The 16,987-nt window shown below is 65.9% G+C and carries 12 protein-coding genes; 10 read left to right on the forward strand and 2 right to left on the reverse strand.

Translation table 11 applies throughout. From position 1 onward, the window contains the following. From EN742_RS06270 to EN742_RS06310, 9 genes are all read left to right on the forward strand, one after another. Positions 1-815, forward strand: an 815-nt coding sequence (locus EN742_RS06270; RefSeq protein WP_128332551.1) for a tetratricopeptide repeat protein, incomplete at its 5' end; no start/stop codon positions are given. Positions 816-818: 3 nt separating this feature from the next. Beyond that, positions 819-1,262, forward strand: coding sequence for a cytochrome c maturation protein CcmE (gene ccmE / locus EN742_RS06275; RefSeq protein ID WP_126055762.1), 444 nt, complete (start codon positions 819-821; stop codon positions 1,260-1,262). Then, positions 1,262-3,253: a heme lyase CcmF/NrfE family subunit gene (locus EN742_RS06280; RefSeq protein ID WP_128332552.1), complete on the forward strand. Its 1,992-nt coding sequence runs from the start codon at positions 1,262-1,264 to the stop codon at positions 3,251-3,253. Before ccmE ends, EN742_RS06280 begins: the two co-directional genes overlap by 1 nt. Beyond that, the gene (locus EN742_RS06285; protein WP_128332553.1) at positions 3,250-3,711 is read left to right on the forward strand and encodes a cytochrome c-type biogenesis protein; all 462 of its coding nucleotides are present in this window, start codon (positions 3,250-3,252) and stop codon (positions 3,709-3,711) included. The genes EN742_RS06280 and EN742_RS06285 overlap by 4 nt, the downstream gene beginning before the upstream one ends. Before the next feature lie 120 nt (positions 3,712-3,831). Then, entirely contained in the window at positions 3,832-5,382 is a 1,551-nt protein-coding gene (locus EN742_RS06290) for a Do family serine endopeptidase (RefSeq protein ID WP_127406338.1), read from the forward strand. Positions 5,383-5,588: 206 nt separating this feature from the next. After that, positions 5,589-6,263, forward strand: a complete 675-nt coding sequence (locus EN742_RS06295; RefSeq protein WP_128332554.1) for a response regulator transcription factor — start codon at positions 5,589-5,591, stop codon at positions 6,261-6,263. Positions 6,264-6,271: 8 nt separating this feature from the next. Continuing rightward, positions 6,272-7,747 (forward strand): HAMP domain-containing sensor histidine kinase, encoded by a 1,476-nt coding sequence (locus EN742_RS06300; RefSeq protein WP_126055757.1) that lies wholly within the window; start codon positions 6,272-6,274, stop codon positions 7,745-7,747. Beyond that, positions 7,747-10,713: a bifunctional [glutamine synthetase] adenylyltransferase/[glutamine synthetase]-adenylyl-L-tyrosine phosphorylase gene (locus EN742_RS06305; RefSeq protein WP_189375201.1), complete on the forward strand. Its 2,967-nt coding sequence runs from the start codon at positions 7,747-7,749 to the stop codon at positions 10,711-10,713. Before EN742_RS06300 ends, EN742_RS06305 begins: the two co-directional genes overlap by 1 nt. A 146-nt stretch (positions 10,714-10,859) precedes the next feature. Next, positions 10,860-11,330: a hypothetical protein gene (locus tag EN742_RS06310; RefSeq protein WP_126055756.1), complete on the forward strand. Its 471-nt coding sequence runs from the start codon at positions 10,860-10,862 to the stop codon at positions 11,328-11,330. Positions 11,331-11,435: 105 nt separating this feature from the next. Here the strand turns inward: EN742_RS06310 and EN742_RS06315 are convergent, their stop codons facing one another. Both EN742_RS06315 and pepN read right to left on the reverse strand, forming a co-directional pair. Beyond that, a complete protein-coding gene (locus EN742_RS06315) occupies positions 11,436-13,757 on the reverse strand; it encodes a PAS domain-containing sensor histidine kinase (protein ID WP_127400023.1) in 2,322 nt (773 codons plus the stop codon). A 168-nt stretch (positions 13,758-13,925) separates the two neighbouring features. Continuing rightward, entirely contained in the window at positions 13,926-16,571 is a 2,646-nt protein-coding gene (pepN, locus tag EN742_RS06320) for an aminopeptidase N (RefSeq protein WP_126055755.1), read from the reverse strand. A 154-nt stretch (positions 16,572-16,725) separates the two neighbouring features. On the opposite strand from pepN, the gene EN742_RS06325 reads away from it, so the two are divergent. Then, positions 16,726-16,905, forward strand: a complete 180-nt coding sequence (locus EN742_RS06325) for a hypothetical protein (RefSeq protein WP_126055754.1) — start codon at positions 16,726-16,728, stop codon at positions 16,903-16,905. The last annotated feature ends 82 nt before the right edge of the window (positions 16,906-16,987 follow it).

Below are 16,987 nucleotides of genomic sequence, written 5' to 3' on the forward strand. Positions count from 1 at the left end.
GGGGTCTCTATATCAAGCTCGGCTCGCCCGATCTCCCCGCGCAGCCGTTGGCCGAGAGGCTCGCCAAGAATCCCGCCGATTCCTCGGTCGACGAGCTGGTAGCGCGCGCCGAGGCGCATCTTGCCGCCAACCCGTCCGACGGCAGGGGCTGGGACGTGCTGGCGCCGGTCTATCTGCGGCTGCAGCGCTATTCCGACGCGGCGCGAGCCTACCGCAACGCCATCCGCCTCGACGGCGATAGCGCCACGCGCCAGGTAGGTCTGGGCGAGGCGATCGCCAACGCCGCCGGCGGCATCGTCTCGGCCGAGGCTCAAGTTGCCTTCGAGGCGGCGCTGAAGCAGGACCCCGCCAATGCGAAGGCGAGCTTCTACCTGGCGATGGGTCTCGCTCAGGAAGGCCGTGCCGGCGAGGCGACGGCTGCCTGGCAAAAGATGCTGGGTGCGCTGCCGCCGGATTCTCCGTGGCGTGGCGCGGTCGAGCAGGCGCTGGCCGACGCAGCGGGCAAATCCGTCGCAGGGATCGCGCCCGCCAATGGCCCGGACGCGCAAGCGGTCGATGCCGCGCAGCAGATGTCGCCGCAGGACAGGCAGGCGATGATCGAGACCATGGTCGCCGGCCTCGATGAAAAGCTCAGACAAAACCCGCGCGACGTGGAAGGATGGATGCGGCTCATTCGTTCCTATGCGGTGCTGGGCAAGGCCGACCAGGCGCGCGATGCGCTCGGCCGCGCCATTGCCGTCTTTGGCGCCGGGAGCGATGAAGCGAAGAAGTTCACCGCTTTTGCCACCACGCTCGGCCTGATGGCGACGGAGTAGACGATGACACGCAAGCAGAAGCGGCTGTCGGTGATCGTGGCCGGGCTGGCGTTCCTCGCCGCCGCCACCGGTCTCACCTTCTACGCGCTTGGCCAGAAAGCCTCCTATTTCTACATGCCCGGCGATCTCGCCACGGCGACTGTTCAGCCCGGCCAGCGTATCCGGCTGGGCGGGCTGGTCGAAAAGGGCACGATCGTGCGCGGGCAGGGCGCGACGGTCGCCTTCTCGGTGACCGACAAGCAGAAATCGGTCAAGATCAGCTATACCGGTATCCTGCCCGACCTGTTCCGCGAGGAGCAAGGCGTCATCACCGAAGGCAGCTTCGGGCCGGACGGTATCTTCGTCGCCGACAGCGTGCTCGCCAAGCATGACGAGCGCTATATGCCCAAGGAAGTCGCCGATGGGCTGAAAGCCAAGGGCGTCTGGCAGGAGAGCAAGAGCGAATAATGGTCGAAACCGGACATTTCGCGCTCGTCCTGGCCTTTGCGCTGTCATTGGTGCAGATGCTGGTGCCGCTCTATGGCGCGCGCGTCGGCAACCAGAAAATGATGGCGGTTGGCGGTCCGGTGACGGTCACCGGCTTCGCGCTCACCGCGCTGTCCTTCGCCGCGCTGGCCAGCGCCTATGCCGGGTCCGACTTCTCGGTGGCGAGCGTCCGGGAGAACTCGCACTCGCTGCAGCCGCTGATCTACAAGATCACCGGTACCTGGGGCAACCACGAGGGCTCGATGCTGCTCTGGGTGCTGATCCTGACCTTCTTCGGCACGCTCGTCGCCGTGTTCGGTTCAAACCTGCCGGCGACGCTCAGGGCCAATGTGCTCGCCGTGCAAGGGGCGATCGGCTGCGCCTTCTTCCTGTTCATCCTGGCGACGTCCAATCCCTTCATCCGGCTGAACCCGGCGCCGATCGAGGGCCGCGACCTCAACCCTATCCTGCAGGACCTCGGCCTCGCCATCCATCCGCCGCTGCTCTATCTCGGCTATGTCGGCTTCTCGATTTGCTTTTCCTTCTCGGTCGCCGCCCTCATCGAGGGCCGCATCGACGCCTCCTGGGCGCGCTGGGTGCGGCCATGGACGCTGGTCGCCTGGATGTTCCTCACCGGCGGCATCGCCATGGGCTCCTACTGGGCCTATTACGAGCTCGGCTGGGGCGGCTTCTGGTTCTGGGATCCGGTCGAGAACGCGTCCTTCATGCCCTGGCTGGCAGGTACGGCGCTGCTCCATTCGGCGATCGTCATGGAGAAGCGCTCGGCGCTGAAGATCTGGACGCTGCTGCTCGCCATCCTCACCTTCTCGCTGTCGCTGCTCGGCACCTTCCTGGTGCGCTCCGGCGTGCTTACCTCGGTGCATGCCTTCGCCACCGACCCGGCGCGCGGCGTCTTCATCCTCTGCATCCTGACGCTGTTCATCGGTGGTTCGCTGGCGCTGTTCGCGCTGCGCGCCTCGAGGCTGACCGCCGGCGGCCTGTTCCATCCGATCTCGCGCGAGGGCGCGCTGGTCCTCAACAATCTGTTCCTCACCACCGCCACGGCCACGGTGCTGGTGGGCACGCTCTATCCGCTGGCGCTGGAAGCCGTCACCGGCGGCAAGATCTCGGTCGGCGCGCCGTTCTTCGACCTGACCTTCGGCCCGTTGATGCTGCCGCTCTTGGCAATCGTGCCGTTCGGGCCGCTGCTTGCCTGGAAGCGCGGCGACGTCCTTGCCGCCGCCCAACGGCTGATGGCCGCCTTCGCGGCAGCGCTCGCCGCCGTGCTGGTGACGGCGCTGTTCATCGACGGCGCGTCGGTGTTCGCCGCGCTTGGCGTCGGTCTCGCCGTCTGGCTGGTCTGCGGCGCGCTCACCGATCTCGCCGTCAAATCGGGTATCGGCAATGTTGCGCCGGCGGTTGCGCTCAGCCGCTTCGCCGGCCTGCCGCGCTCGGTGTTCGGCACCGCGCTCGCCCATCTCGGCCTCGGCCTGACCCTGCTAGGCATCGTCGGGACCATGAGTTTCGGCACCGAGAAGATCCTGACCATGCGCGCCGGCGATACGGTGGAGCTCTCCGGCCATAGGCTCCGCTTCGAGGGTCTCTACCCGGCGCAAGGACCGAACTACAGCGAGGATCGCGGCCGCTTCCTGTTCATCGGCGCCGACGGCAACGCCAAGGGCGAGATCAGCTCGGCCAAGCGCTTCTATCCTGTGCGCCAGATGACGACCACCGAATCCGGCATCAGGACTGTTTGGTTCAGCCAGCTCTATCTGTCGCTTGGCGACGAGGGCAATGACGGCTCCGTCGTCGTTCGGCTGTGGTGGAAGCCGCTGGTGACGCTGATCTGGGGTGGCGCCCTGGTGATGATGGCGGGCGCGGCGATGTCGCTGCTCGACCGCCGCCTGCGCGTCGGTGCGCCGTCGCGCCGCCGCAAGCCGGCCGACGCCGCGCCTGCCGCGAGCGCGCCATGACGAGGGTTTCGCTTGCCTCGCTGGCGTTGCTGCTGGGCTTGCTGTTTGCCGGCAGCGCCATCGCGGTGAAGCCCGACGAGGTGCTCGCCGATCCGGCGCTGGAGGCGAGGGCGCGCGCGCTCTCGGAAGGCTTGCGCTGCATGGTCTGCCAGAACCAATCGATCGACGAATCCGACGCCGACCTTGCGCGCGACCTGCGCATCCTGGTGCGCCAGCGCCTGGTTGCCGGCGACAGCGACCAGCAGGTGATGGACTATATCGTCTCCCGCTATGGCGAGTTTGTGCTCTTGAAGCCGCGCTTCAGCCTGCGCAACGCGCTGTTGTGGGGCACGCCCGTCGTCCTGCTCGTTGCCGGCGGGCTGTTCATCGTGCTCAGTGCCCGCTCGCGCCGAGCGGCCCCCGCGAGCCCGCTCACCGCCGAGGAGCAGGCCGCTCTGGACAAGATACTGCGCGACTGAGCGCCAACATTACAAAACTTTCATGTACCGGAAATGGCGCCGTAATGTGCGCCTCTCTATTCCTCTTGCCGGAGGATGCTCCGCCTGAGCGCATCCCTTGTGAAAGAGGATACGAGACCCATGAATATTGCCCCCAATTCATATTTTGGCACCCGCAAGCGCCTGACCGCGACGGTCGCTTCGCTGGCTGTCATCGGCGCGGTTGGCGTCGGCGCGCTGGCCACTGGAACCGCCCCCGTTCTGGCCGACGCAGTGCGTGTCGAGGCGCCGCAGGTGCCGAGCTTCGCCGATGTCGTGGAGCGCGTCACGCCGGCTGTGGTCAGCGTCAAGGTCAAGGCCAAGATCGAGCCGGCGGCCGATGACGGATCCGACCAGTCCGACGATCAGGACGGTATGAACAACTTGCCCGACAATCCGCAGCTGCGCCGCTTCTTCAGGGAATTCCGCGGTTTTGGCGATCAGGGCGGCCAGTTCGGCATGCGCCGTTTCAACCACCGTGGCCACAATGACGGCCAGCCGCGCCCGGTCGCGCAGGGCTCGGGCTTCTTCATCTCCGATGACGGCTACCTCGTCACCAACAACCATGTCGTCGAAGAGGGTTCCGCTTTCACCGTGGTGATGAACGACGGCAAGGAGCTCGACGCCAAGCTGATCGGCACCGATCCGCGCACCGACCTCGCCGTGCTCAAGGTCGAAGGCGACGGCAAGTTCACCTATGTCGACTTCGCCGACGATTCAAAGGTTCGCGTCGGCGACTGGGTGGTGGCCGTCGGCAATCCGTTCGGCCTCGGTGGCACCGTCACAGCCGGCATCGTCTCGGCCCGCGGCCGCGACATCGGCGCCGGCCCGTATGACGACTTCCTGCAGATCGACGCCTCGGTCAATCGCGGCAATTCTGGTGGCCCGACCTTCAACCTCAATGGCCAGGTCGTCGGCATCAACACCGCGATCTTCTCGCCCTCGGGCGGCAGCGTCGGCATCGCCTTCGACATCCCGGCCTCGACCGCCAAGGAAGTGGTGCAGGACCTGATGAAGAGCGGCTCCGTCCAGCGCGGCTGGCTGGGCGTCGAGATTCAGCCGGTCACCTCCGACATCGCGGAATCGCTCGGGCTGAAGTCCGAGAAGGGCGCGCTGGTGTCGAGCGCGCAGGACGACGGTCCCGGCAAGAAGGCCGGCATCACCGCTGGCGACGTCATCACCCAGGTCGACGGCAAGGATGTCGCCTCGCCGAAGGAACTCGCCCGCCTGATCGGCGCCTTTGCGCCGGGCAAGTCCGTCGATGTCACCGTGTGGCGCGACGGCAAGAGCGAGACGATCAAGGTCGACCTCGGCAAGCTGCCCGCCAGCGACAAGCAGGCGTCGAACGATGACAGCAAGCAGCCGGCGGCGCCAAAGGCCGACACGCTTGCCGATCTCGGCCTGACCGTCACCAAGTCGGAAAACGGCAAGGGGCTGGTCGTGACCGATGTCGATCCCGACAGCGATGCGGCCGACCGCGGCATCCAGCCCGGCGATGTCATCACCTCGGTCAACTCGATGGAGGTGAGCGGCACGGCGGATGTCGACAAGGCGATGGCCGATGCCGTGAAGGCGGGCCGCAAGGCGGTGCTAATGCAGATCACCCGCGACGACTCGAACCGCTTCGTTGCGCTGCCCGTCGCCAAGGGCTGACGTTCGCAACTTTCCCGAAGCGGCGGTTTCAACACCCCCGAGCCGCCGCGGGGGAAAGGACGGGGCCCGAATACGTTAGTCAGTCACCGTGTTCCGACCCCAGCGGCAGCGGGCTTCCCATCGCCCGCTGCCGCTCCCAACCATCAAAGGCCATTCCGTGCATGCCGGCTCCTCATTCTCAGGGCGAAATCGCGTATAACGGCTCTATGAAGATTCTCGTCATAGAAGACGATCGCGAGGCCGCCGATTACCTGCAGAAGGCCTTTGCCGAAGCCGGCCATACCGCCCATGTCGCCGGCGACGGCGAGACCGGCTTCGCGCTTGCCGACGCCGGCGATTATGACGTCATGGTCGTCGACCGCATGATGCCGCGCCGCGACGGCCTGTCGGTCATCGCCGGCCTGCGCTCCAGGGGCAACACGACGCCAGTGCTGATCCTGTCGGCGCTGGGCGAGGTCGACGACCGCGTCACCGGCCTGCGCGCCGGCGGCGACGATTACCTGACCAAGCCCTACGCATTCTCCGAATTGCTCGCCCGCGTCGAGGTGCTCAACCGCCGCGCCAGCGCCAGGGAAGCCGAGACCGTCTACCGCGTCGGCGATCTCGAGCTCGACCGGCTTTCGCACTCGGTCAAGCGCGCCGCGCGCGAGATCACGCTGCAGCCGCGCGAGTTCCGCCTGCTCGAATATCTGATGCGCCATGCCGGTCAGGTGGTGACGCGCACCATGCTGCTCGAGAATGTCTGGGACTACCACTTCGACCCGCAGACCAATGTCATCGACGTCCATGTCTCGCGGCGGCGCGGCAAGATCGAGAAGGGCTTCGACAAGCCGATCCTGCATACGGTCCGCGGCGCCGGCTACATGCTAAAGGGTGGGTAAGGCCGATCATGGCTCTTTCCCTGCCGGCCATCATGAGGACGACGGCAGCGCGGCTCTCGGCACTCTATTTCCTGCTTTTCGCGCTGTGCGCCGTGCTGCTCGTCTTCTACATGACCTCGCTGTCGGCGCGCATGCTGACCGCGCAGACGCAGGATACGATCAACGATGAAGTGGCTGGTCTCGATCGTGCCTATCGGCGCGGCGGCCTGCCGGTCCTGGTCCGCGTCGTCGAAGCACGTTCCCGCCAGCCCGGGGCCAACCTCTACCTCATCGCCGACGCCAACGGGCAGATCTTGACCGGCAATGTGCAAAGCCTGGAGCCGGGGGTCATCGAAACGGAGGGCTGGACGACAGAGCCATTTTCCTATCAGCGTTTCGGCGAGGGCGAACTCGACCGGCTGCGCAGCGGGGCACCCGACCAGGCCACGCCGCCGTCCGGCGAGCCCGAAGCGCAGGCCGAGGGCGAGAAGGGCCACAACGCGATCGCGCTGGTGCTGCGGCTGCCCAACCAGATGATCATGCTGGTCGGCCGCGACCTCGGCGAGCCCGAGCGCTTCCGCGCCGTCATACGCCGCGCCTTGATGCTCGCGCTGGGCATGATGGGGCTTGGCGGGCTCCTGATCTGGTTCTTTGTCGGGCGCGCGGCGCTGAAGCGCATCGACAGCGTCTCGGAGGCCAGCCGCCGCATCATGGGCGGCGACCTGTCCGGCCGCCTCCCGGTCACCGGAGCCGGTGACGAGTTCGACCGCCTGTCCGAGAACCTCAATACGATGCTGGCCCGGATCGCCAAGCTGAACGAGGGCCTGAAGCAGGTTTCCGACAATATCGCGCATGATCTGAAGACGCCGCTGACCAGGCTGCGCAACCGCGCCGAGGCGACGCTGGCCGGCCGGCAGAAGACCCCCGACTACCGGCAGGCGCTGGAAAGCACGATCGCTGAGTCCGACCAGCTGATAAAGACCTTCAACGCCATCCTGATGATCTCCAGGCTGGAGGCCGGCTATTCCTCGGAGACCACCAGCCGGGTCGATCTCGCGGCAGCGGTCCGCGATGTCGTCGAGCTCTACGAGCCGGTGGCCGAAGAGGCCGGCGTCATCCTCGAGACCTCCGCGCCGCAGGCTTTTGCCGTCGACGGCAATCGCGAATTGATCGGCCAGGCGCTGTCCAACATCGTCGACAACGCGATCAAATATTCGGCCGACTCGACCGGTCAGCCCACAGTGCGCGTGGCGCTGGAGCGTGTCGGCCACGAAATCCGGCTCACCGTTTCCGACAATGGCCAGGGCATCCCCGATGATGCCGACCGCGCCAGGGTGACCGAGCGCTTCGTTAGGCTGGAGAAGAGCCGGTCGCAGCCGGGGTCGGGCCTGGGTCTCAGCCTCGCCAAGGCGATCATGACTTTCCACAAGGGCAAGCTTGATCTTCTGCCCGCCGATCCCGGATTGTCCGTTATCATGAGTTTTCCCGCACGGGAGGACCACTGATGGCGGAGAAGATGGCCAAGAAGGCAGCGGAAACCGAATTGCAGTTGCGGCCGGCGATGGCGCTTCTGCCCCTGGACAAGGGGCGTGCCAGGCGGGAGTTGTCGGAGATCGCTGCCGCGGCCGGGGAAGAAGATCTGCCGCGGCTGGTCGAATTTCTCTCTGGCAAGGGGCAGCAGCAGGACCTGCTCGCCGCCATCTCCGACCTGTCGCCATTCCTGCGCGATACGGCGCGCCGGCGGCCGGCCATTCTTGACGCGCTGTTCGACCAGACCGTCGAGGCTAGGCTCAGCGACATAGGCGATGCGATCGCCCTTTCGGCACGCGCCGAGGCGGTCACCGAAAATGGCCTGATGATGGATCTCAGGCTGTTGAAGGCCGAGGCGCATTTCCTGATCGCGCTCGCCGATCTCGCAGGCGAGGCCGAGACGTCGCTGACGGTGCGCCGCCTCAGCGACCTGGCCGATGCCTGTACCCGCGCCGCCGTCGATTTCCTGCTGCGAGACGCGCACGAGCAGGGCAAGCTCAGGCTGCCGGATCCCGAAGATCCGGCGCGCCAGTCGGGCTGGGTACTGCTCGGCATGGGCAAGCTCGGCGCGCATGAGCTGAATTTTTCCTCCGACATCGACCTCGTCGTCTTCTTTGATCCGGCCGCGCCGGCGATTGTCGATCCGCTGGACGCGACGGAACTGTTCGCGCGCCTCACCCGCCGGCTGGTGCGGATCCTGCAGGACCGCACCGAGCACGGCTATGTCTTTCGTACCGATCTGAGGCTGCGGCCAGATCCCGGCTCGACGCCGCTGGCGATACCAGTCGAGGCGGCGCTTCACTATTACGAGGGGCGTGGCCAGAACTGGGAACGCGCCGCCATGATCAAGGCGCGCCCCGTGGCCGGCGATCTTGCCGCAGGCGCCGCCTTCCTCAAGGAATTGCAGCCCTATGTCTGGCGCAAATACATGGACTATGCGGCGATCGCCGACGTCCATTCGATCAAGCGCCAGATCCATGCCCACAAGGGCCATGGCGAGATCGCGGTCAAGGGCCACAACGTCAAGCTCGGCCGTGGCGGCATCCGCGAGATCGAGTTCTTCGTTCAGACCCAGCAACTGATCGCCGGCGGCCGCTTCCCGGAACTGCGTGGCCGTGAGACGGTGCCGATGCTCGGCCAGCTTGCCGCGCGCGGCTGGATCACCGCCGACGCGCGTGATGCGCTCGCCCGGCAATACTGGTTCCTGCGCAGCGTCGAGCACGCCATCCAGATGGTCGCGGACGAGCAGACGCATGTCCTGCCCGATAGCGACGAGGGGCTGCTGCGTATCGCCCTGATGCTCGGCTTTGCCGGAGAGGCGGAGTTCGCCGAGGCCTTCCGGGCCTCGCTGCAGCAGGTCGAGCGTCACTACGCGGCGCTGTTCGAGACCGCGCCGGAGCTTTCGGCCGGCGTCGGCAACCTGGTCTTCACCGGAGACGTCGACGATCCCGACACGCTGCAGACTTTGCACCGTCTCGGCTTCCATCGGCCGAGCGACATTTGCCGCGTCATTCGCGGCTGGCATTTCGGCCGCTACCGCGTCACCCAGTCGGCCGAAGCGCGCGAGCGGCTGACGGAATTGACGCCGGCGCTGCTCAAGGCCTTCGGCCAGACGCGCCGCGCCGACGAGGCGGTGATGCGTTTCGACGAGTTCCTCGCCGGCCTGCCCGCCGGCATCCAGCTCTTCTCGCTGCTCCAATCCAACCCCGCCTTGCTGCAGTTGATGGCGACCATCATGGGCGCCGCTCCCAGGCTCTCCGCCATCATCACGCGCCGGCCGCATGTCTTCGACGGCCTGCTCGATCCGGCGCTGCTCAGTGAATTGCCCGACCGCGCCTACCTGTCGGCGCGGCTCGCCGCCTTCATCGAAGGCGACCGCGCCTATGAGGACGTGCTCGACCGCTTGCGCATCTTTGCCTCGGAGCAGAAATTCCTGATCGGTGTGCGGCTGCTCGCCGGCTCGATCGATCCGACCCGTGCCGGCCGCGCCTTTTCCGATCTCGCCGATCTCACAGTCGAGGCGGCGTTGCAGGCGGTCAGCGCCGAGTTCGCAATGCGCCACGGCCGGATCGCAGGGGGGAGGGTGGCGTTGCTCGGCATGGGCAAGCTCGGCAGCCGCGAACTCACCGCCGGCTCCGACGTCGACCTCATCCTGCTATACGACCACGACGCGGATGCCGAGGAATCCGACGGCGAAAAGCCGCTGGCGCCTTCTCACTACTATACCCGCATGACGCAGCGCCTGATTGCCGCCGTTTCGGCGCCGACGGCGGAGGGAGTGCTCTACGAGCTCGACCTTCGCCTGCGCCCCTCCGGCAACAAGGGGCCGGTCGCCACTCATGTCGATGCTTTCAAGAAGTACCAGCGCCACGATGCCTGGACCTGGGAGCACATGGCGCTGGCGAGGGCCCGCACCATCGGCGGCGACGCGGCACTGTGCGCCGAGGTGGAAACAGAGGTGGCCGCGATCTTGGCCCTGCCGCGCGATGCCGCCAAGGTGATGGCCGATGCATCCGAGATGCGCGCCATGATCGAGAAGGAAAAGCCGCCGCGCGATCCCTGGGACATCAAGCTGATCCCCGGCGGCCTGATCGACCTCGAGTTCATCGCTCAGGTTGCGGTGCTCACCGGCCATGTCGCGGCCGGCCGCAGGGTGACGGCGACGGCCGACATCCTGGCAAGGCTGGCGCCCGACTTCGCCGGCGCCGATGTCAGGCAGCAGCTGTGCGATGCCTACGCGCTCTATCTGGCGCTGACCCAGATGATCAGGCTTTGCCTCACCGGTGAGATCCAGCGCGACGACGTGCCACCGGGGCTTTCAGATCTGCTTCTGGCGGTGACTGACGTGCCGGATTTCGCTGTTCTTGAAGCACATCTCAAGGAGACGTCGCCAAAGGTCAGACAGGATTTCGACCTTTTGCTGCGTGCGAAAAAATCATGATGGGCGGATGAACCTCAAGGCGGGAGCGTTGGAGCCGATGCGGAGAAAATCCGATGCTTAAACAAGGAGATAGGATGGCGGCCTGAATCTGATTGAGGAGGTTGCCGTCCTGGCATCGGGGGTGACGATGCAACAGGAGAAGACCAATGAGAAAGTCAACCAAGCTTGCCCTTGCTTTCGCAGCCCTTGCCGGCGCCGTCGGCACGACGGCCTATGCCGAAAATAACGCCAGCGCCAATATGCGTGACAACTTGATGTTACGCCTCGGCAAGGCGATGAAGGACTCTGACGGCCCCATCACCTTCGACCAGTTCTCTGACGCCATGGACTCGCGCCTGAAAAAGATGGTTGCTCAAAATGGCGGCAGGCTCACCGTTGCCGAACTCGCCGACGCGCTGGAGAAGGCGCGCTTCGAGCGCATGGCCAGGCGCATCATCGAGCGCTACGACACCAGGGGCGACGGCACGCTGACCGCCGACGACATCACTGGCCGCGAGAAGAAGCTGTTCGCCTTGCTGGACAAGAACAATGACGGCAAGATCGAAAAGGGCGAGCTGCCGAAGGGCGGCCGCTTCGGACGTCATCGGCAGTGGAATGGCGGTGACGGCGTGCAGTGAAGCTGAATGATCCGGATCCGGTGGGCTATGCTGCCGGATTCTCGAAAAGGCCTCGTTACTTCGCGCTGTCCCGCTAGCGTTGCCGAGGATTCCTACGGAAATCAATCAAGCCGCCGCCTTCACCGAAGGCGGCGCCTTCTTGAGCGGGATTCGCACCGACACGATCGTGCCGACGCCTTCGGTCGAGCGGATCTTCAGCGCGCCGCCCTGCAGCTCGGCCAGCGAGCGCGAGATGGCCAGGCCGAGGCCCGAGCCTGCATGGTTCTTTGAGAACTGGTTCTGCACCTGCTCGAAGGGCCGGCCAAGCTTGCTCAGCGCCGCTTTGGGGATGCCGCAGCCATTGTCCTCGATGGTCAGCACCAAGGCTCCTGAAGCGCTGCGCGCCCGGACCGAGATGTGGCCGCCCTGGCCGGTGAACTTCACGGCGTTGGACAGAAGGTTTATGGCGATCTGCTTGATCGCGCGGCGATCGGCGAAGAGCCGCATCGAATCGGCGATGCGGGTCTCCACCGTGATCGATTTCTCCGCCGCCTGCAGCGAGATGACGCGCACCGTCTCCTTGATCAGCGGGCAGAGGTCGATCTCCTCGCGGTCCATCGAGAACTGGCCGGCCTCGATCTTCGACATGTCGAGTATGTCGTTGATGACGCCGAGCAGGTATTTGCCGCTGCCGTTGATGTCGGTGGCATATTCTTCGTAGCGCGGCGAGCCGAGCGGCCCGAACAGGCCTTGTTCCATCAGCTCGGAGAAGCCAATGATGGCGTTGAGCGGCGTGCGCAGTTCGTGCGACATGTTGGCCAGGAATTCGGACTTCGCGCGGTTGGCCGCCTCGGCGCGCTCGGTCTCCTTCATGTATTTGCGGTTAAGCTCGACCAGCTCCCTGGCGCGTTCTTCTTCCGCCCGGCGGGCCAGGCTGAGGTCGTGGATGGTCGCCATTAACCGCCGCTCGCTATCGACCAGCTTTTCCTGATGCAGCTTGATCTGGGTGATGTCGGAGCCGACCGAGACGGTGCCGCCGTCCCTTGTCCTCAGTTCGTTGACCTGCAGCCAGCGGCCGTCGGCAAGCTGCCGCTCGAAGGTCGAGCCGCCCTGTGGGCCATTGGCGTTGGCCAGCCTGCGCTCCGAGGCGAAGGCCAGCATGCGTTCCTCGAGCACGGCGCGCGTCGCGCCCGGCATCACGTCGCGGTCCGACAGGCCGTTGTCCTTCTGGAACTTTGAATTGCACATGATCAGCCGCTCGGCGGCGTCCCAAAGCACGAAGGATTCGTTGATGTTCTCGATCGCGGTCCGCAAGCGCAGGTCCGCCGCCTCCGAGCGCAGCGCCAGGTGCCTCTGCTCGGTGACGTCGACGGCGATCCCGATCAGCTGGATTTCCGGCGCCTCCGGGTCGATCACCTGCGCTCTCGCGCGCATCCACACCCATTGCCCGTCGGCGTGCCGCATGCGGAACACCTGGTCGATGTGGTCGATCTCGCGCTCGACAATGCGATTGGCGAGTTCGAACAGGTCGCCGTCCTCCGGGTGGATGATCTCGTCGACCTCGCCGAAGGACAGCATGCTGTCGCAGGGTTCGTAGCCCAGCATGTCGTACATCGAGCGCGACCAGTACATCTTGCCGCGCACCATGTCCCAGTCCCACAGGCCGCAGCGGCCGCGCACCAGCGCCATGTCGATGCGCTGATGCGCCTCGAGGTAGATGCGGTCGGCGGCCTGGGCGCGCGCTGCCTGGCCGAAATAGGCGTAGAGGATGATGATCAGCACCCCGGCCGTCAGCACAAACAGTGTGACGTTGAGCGAGACGGTCTTGCGCCAGTTGTCGAAGACCGCATCCCGAGGCACCAGCGCGGCGGCGGCGTTCTTGCGGTCGCTGGTCAGGCTCACCGCCCCATACCAGTCTTTTCCGTCGATGCTGATATCCATGACGCCGGCCCGCTCGCCGAACATGAACAGCGGCTGGCCGCCCTGGACCAGGCTGTCCAGCGCGCGTCCCTGCCAGCCGCTCGACAGCGGCGACACGGCGATGATCTTGAAGTTGCCGTCGGTGATGGCAAGCACGTGGCTGCGGCCCATGGCCCCCTGGCGACCGGCACTCTCCATCAGGTCAGGCGCGGTCACTGAAGCGGCGTTTGGATCGGCGCTGATCGCACTCGCCATCTGAGCGGCCGCCAGCGAAAGGATCGCCTTGGCGTCGCGTTCGACCTCGTCGCGCTCGTTCATCAGCGACAGCACGCGCAGCGCCGCGATGACGATCAGGAAGATGATGATGAGGGCAGGGATCGAGCGCCGAAGCCACGGCTCGGCCGCCAGCAGCCGCCTATAGGCGGGTTCGGCGATCAGCCGGGTGTTGCCGGCAAGCCCGTCGGCCCGCGCCCTGCGACGCTCAAAAGCCTTCCCTCCGGGCGCGCCCCACGCGTCCGCCTTGGCCATAAATGGCTACTCCCCGAATTCCGTATGCTTGATGGTCCGGTTACGCCGCACGCCCGAATCGTCATTAAAGAATCAAAGGTGATTCGCCTTGTCCAGAGGCGCGGCCAAAAAAGATTAAAAGTTGATTGAAATTCGTCCTTTCCTCCCACAGGAAGAAAGGGAAAGCCCTTACGCCAAAGTCCGCTCGACGATATCCCTGAGATCGGCCGACAGCTTATCCGCGGCGGCCATCGCAAGCAGCGCCTCCCTGGCCTTGGCCTGGCGCTTCGGTTCCAGCGAGCGCCAGGAGCGCAAAGCCGTCGCCAGCCTTGCCGCCAGTTGGGGGTTGCGCTTCTCGACCTCGAGCACGGTCTCGGTAAAGAAGCGGTAGCCCTCGCCGTCGGCGCGGTGGAAGCCGGTCTGGTTGGCGCTGGAGAAGGTGCCGACCAGGGCGCGCACCCGGTTGGGATTGGCCATCGAGAAGGCAGGGTGACCGGTCAGCGCGCGCACCGCCTCGACGGTCCGCGGGCCGGGCACGCCGGCCTGGATCTGGAACCATTTGTCCATGACCAGCGCATCGCCGCCGTACTTCGCTTCGAAAGCGGCCAGCGCCTCGACCGCTTGACGCGAGCCGGCATGCCGATGCGCGAGCACGGTCAGTGCGGCGGCGCGATCGGTCATGTTGCTGGCGGAGCGGAAGTGACTGGCGGCGAGCGCGGCGCCTTCCGGCAGCAGCGCCAGATAGTCGAGCAGGATGTTGCGCATCGCGCGGCGTCCGGCGCTCGAGGCATTGGGGCTGAACGGCCCCTTGTCGGCAAGCCGTTCATAGAGGTCGGAGAAGCTATCGCGGTTCGGCTTGGCGATCGCCAGGGCCAGCGCCTCGCGTGCTGCGAAGATGGCGTCGGGGTCGATGCCCTTGCCGATGTCGCGGGCGATGTCGGCCTCGCTGGGGAGCGACAACGCCAGAGCCCGATAGGCCGGCTCCAGCGTCTCGTCGACGGCGATCTTGCCGGCAAGCTCGGCGAGTCGCGCCGTGAACACCGGCTCCGTGCCGCCGAGCACCTGGCGGAAGGTCGCTATCAGCGCGTCGGTCAGTAGCGTGTTGAAGGCCTGCCAGCGCGCGAAGCTGTCGCTGTCGTGGCCGGCAAGGAAGAACTGGTCGTCGGCTCTCTGTTCGACCGAGAGCGTGATTGGTGCCGAGAAGCCGCGGTTGAGCGACACCGCCGGGCGCTCGGCGACGCCGGTGAAGCGCACCAGATGGCGGCGCTTGCGGATATGGATGACGCCATCCTCGACCGTCGCACCCTCGACGGCGTCATAGGCGACCGGCTTGCCGCCGGCGCCGACCAGGCCGAAGGCCAGCGGAATGTGCATCAGCCGCTTGCGGCTCTCCGACGGTGTCGGCGGCACGGACTGCTCGATCTCCAGCGTGAATTCCTTTGTCCCCGCATTGTGCGAGGAGCTCACGGTCAGGTTCGGCGTTCCCGCCTGATGATACCACAGGGCGAATTGCGACAGGTCGCGTCCCGACGCATCCTCGAACGCCTTGAGAAAGTCCTCGATCGTCGCGGCCTCTCCGTCGTGGCGCTCGAAATAGAGGTTCATGCCGGCGCGGAACGCGCCGGCGCCGAGGATGGTGCGGATCATGCGCACCACTTCCGAACCCTTCTCGTAGACGGTCGCCGTGTAGAAATTGTTGATCTCGCGGTAGCGGCGCGGCCTGACCGGATGTGCCAGCGGGCCCTGATCCTCGGGGAACTGGTGGGCGCGCAGCGTGCGCACCTCGGCGATGCGCTTAACCGCCCGCGAGCGCTGGTCGGCGGAGAATTCATGGTCGCGGTAAACGGTGAGCCCTTCCTTCAGGCAGAGCTGGAACCAGTCGCGGCAAGTGATTCTGTTGCCTGTCCAATTGTGGAAATACTCATGCGCGATGATCGCCTCGATATTGGCGAAATCGGCATCGGTCGCGGTCTCCTCGTCGGCCAGCACATATTTGTCGTTGAAGATGTTGAGGCCCTTGTTCTCCATCGCGCCCATGTTGAAGTCGGAGACGGCGACGATGTTGAACACGTCGAGATCGTATTCGCGGCCGAAGGCGTCCTCGTCCCATTTCATCGAGCGCTTCAGCGCATCCATCGCATAGCCCGCCAGCCGCTCCTTGCCGGGCTCGACATAGATGCCGAGCTCAACCTTGCGGCCGGATAGGGTGGTGAAGCTGTCGGCCACCTTGCCGAGATTGCCCGCCACCAGCGCGAACAGGTAGGACGGCTTGGGGAAGGGATCGTGCCAGACCGCATAGTGCCAGCCATCGGCAACCGCGCCGGTTTCCACCGGGTTGCCGTTGGAGAGTAGCAGCGGCGCTTCTTCGCGCCGCGCCTCGATGCGCACTGTATAGACCGACAGGATGTCCGGCCGGTCGAGGAAATAAGTGATGCGCCGGAAGCCCTCGGCCTCGCATTGCGTGCAATAGACGTTGCTGGAGCGATAGAGTCCCATCAGCGCCTCGTTGCGCGCGGGCACGATCTCGGTTTCCAGGACAAGCTCGAAGCGGGAAGCGGCCGGCGGCTTCAGGATGGCGAGTTCGTCGGGCGTTGCCGCGTAGTCCGCCGGCTGAAGCTCGCGGCCGTCAATGGCGATGCCGATCAGCGTCAGCCCGTCGCCGTCGAGCACCAGCGGCGCTGACGCCGCGACGCCACCGCGGCGCTCGACTGTGAGCGTGGCGGTGACGCGGGTTGCCCCTGGCGAAAGGCGGAAAACGAGGCTGGTCTCCGGGATGAGATAGTCACTGGGGCGATAGTCTTCGAGCTTGAAGACCTGGCCGGTATCGGTGCGCATTCGGAAGGGTTTTCCTGTCCTTGCCGGCGCGGCAAACACGCCCCGCTGGTCCAAAAAAACGAAGTCCGCGCTCTTTACACGAAACGGTCACTCGACAAAACTGCGCCAATGCCTATTCGGGCATCCATTCCCCCACCGTCATCGCGAGGCATTCATGGGCGTGGTCACACCGAAACTCGCCATGGGCGCTTCCGTGTTGCGTCGCGAGGACCAGGCCTTCCTCAAGCGCGAAGGCCGCGGCGCGCTCCGCCGCGGGCACGGCATCAGCCACACCGGGATGCCGGCCACGCCGGCGCGCATCTGCGCGGCGATCCGGGACGCCGCGCCAAGGTGAGCGCCGAGGCGAGAGCTGAGCCGCAAGGCGACGGCGGACACGCCGGCCACCACAGCACGCTGCGGGGCATTGTGCTAAAGAT

Source organism: Mesorhizobium sp. M4A.F.Ca.ET.020.02.1.1 (assembly GCF_004022645.1).
GTDB lineage: Bacteria > Pseudomonadota > Alphaproteobacteria > Rhizobiales > Rhizobiaceae > Mesorhizobium.

What these genes read in the sequence shown, in the direction of transcription:
- EN742_RS06280 (WP_128332552.1), top strand. Translation starts at nt 1,262, where the DNA reads ATGGTCGAAACCGGACATTTCGCGCTCGTCCTGGCCTTTGCGCTGTCA.
- EN742_RS06295 (WP_128332554.1), top strand. Translation starts at nt 5,589, where the DNA reads ATGAAGATTCTCGTCATAGAAGACGATCGCGAGGCCGCCGATTACCTG.
- EN742_RS06325 (WP_126055754.1), top strand. Translation starts at nt 16,726, where the DNA reads ATGGGCGTGGTCACACCGAAACTCGCCATGGGCGCTTCCGTGTTGCGT.
- EN742_RS06290 (WP_127406338.1), top strand. Translation starts at nt 3,832, where the DNA reads ATGAATATTGCCCCCAATTCATATTTTGGCACCCGCAAGCGCCTGACC.
- ccmE (WP_126055762.1), top strand. Translation starts at nt 819, where the DNA reads ATGACACGCAAGCAGAAGCGGCTGTCGGTGATCGTGGCCGGGCTGGCG.
- EN742_RS06285 (WP_128332553.1), top strand. Translation starts at nt 3,250, where the DNA reads ATGACGAGGGTTTCGCTTGCCTCGCTGGCGTTGCTGCTGGGCTTGCTG.
- pepN (WP_126055755.1), bottom strand. Translation starts at nt 16,571, where the DNA reads ATGCGCACCGATACCGGCCAGGTCTTCAAGCTCGAAGACTATCGCCCC.
- EN742_RS06315 (WP_127400023.1), bottom strand. Translation starts at nt 13,757, where the DNA reads ATGGCCAAGGCGGACGCGTGGGGCGCGCCCGGAGGGAAGGCTTTTGAG.
- EN742_RS06300 (WP_126055757.1), top strand. Translation starts at nt 6,272, where the DNA reads ATGGCTCTTTCCCTGCCGGCCATCATGAGGACGACGGCAGCGCGGCTC.
- EN742_RS06305 (WP_189375201.1), top strand. Translation starts at nt 7,747, where the DNA reads ATGGCGGAGAAGATGGCCAAGAAGGCAGCGGAAACCGAATTGCAGTTG.
- EN742_RS06310 (WP_126055756.1), top strand. Translation starts at nt 10,860, where the DNA reads ATGAGAAAGTCAACCAAGCTTGCCCTTGCTTTCGCAGCCCTTGCCGGC.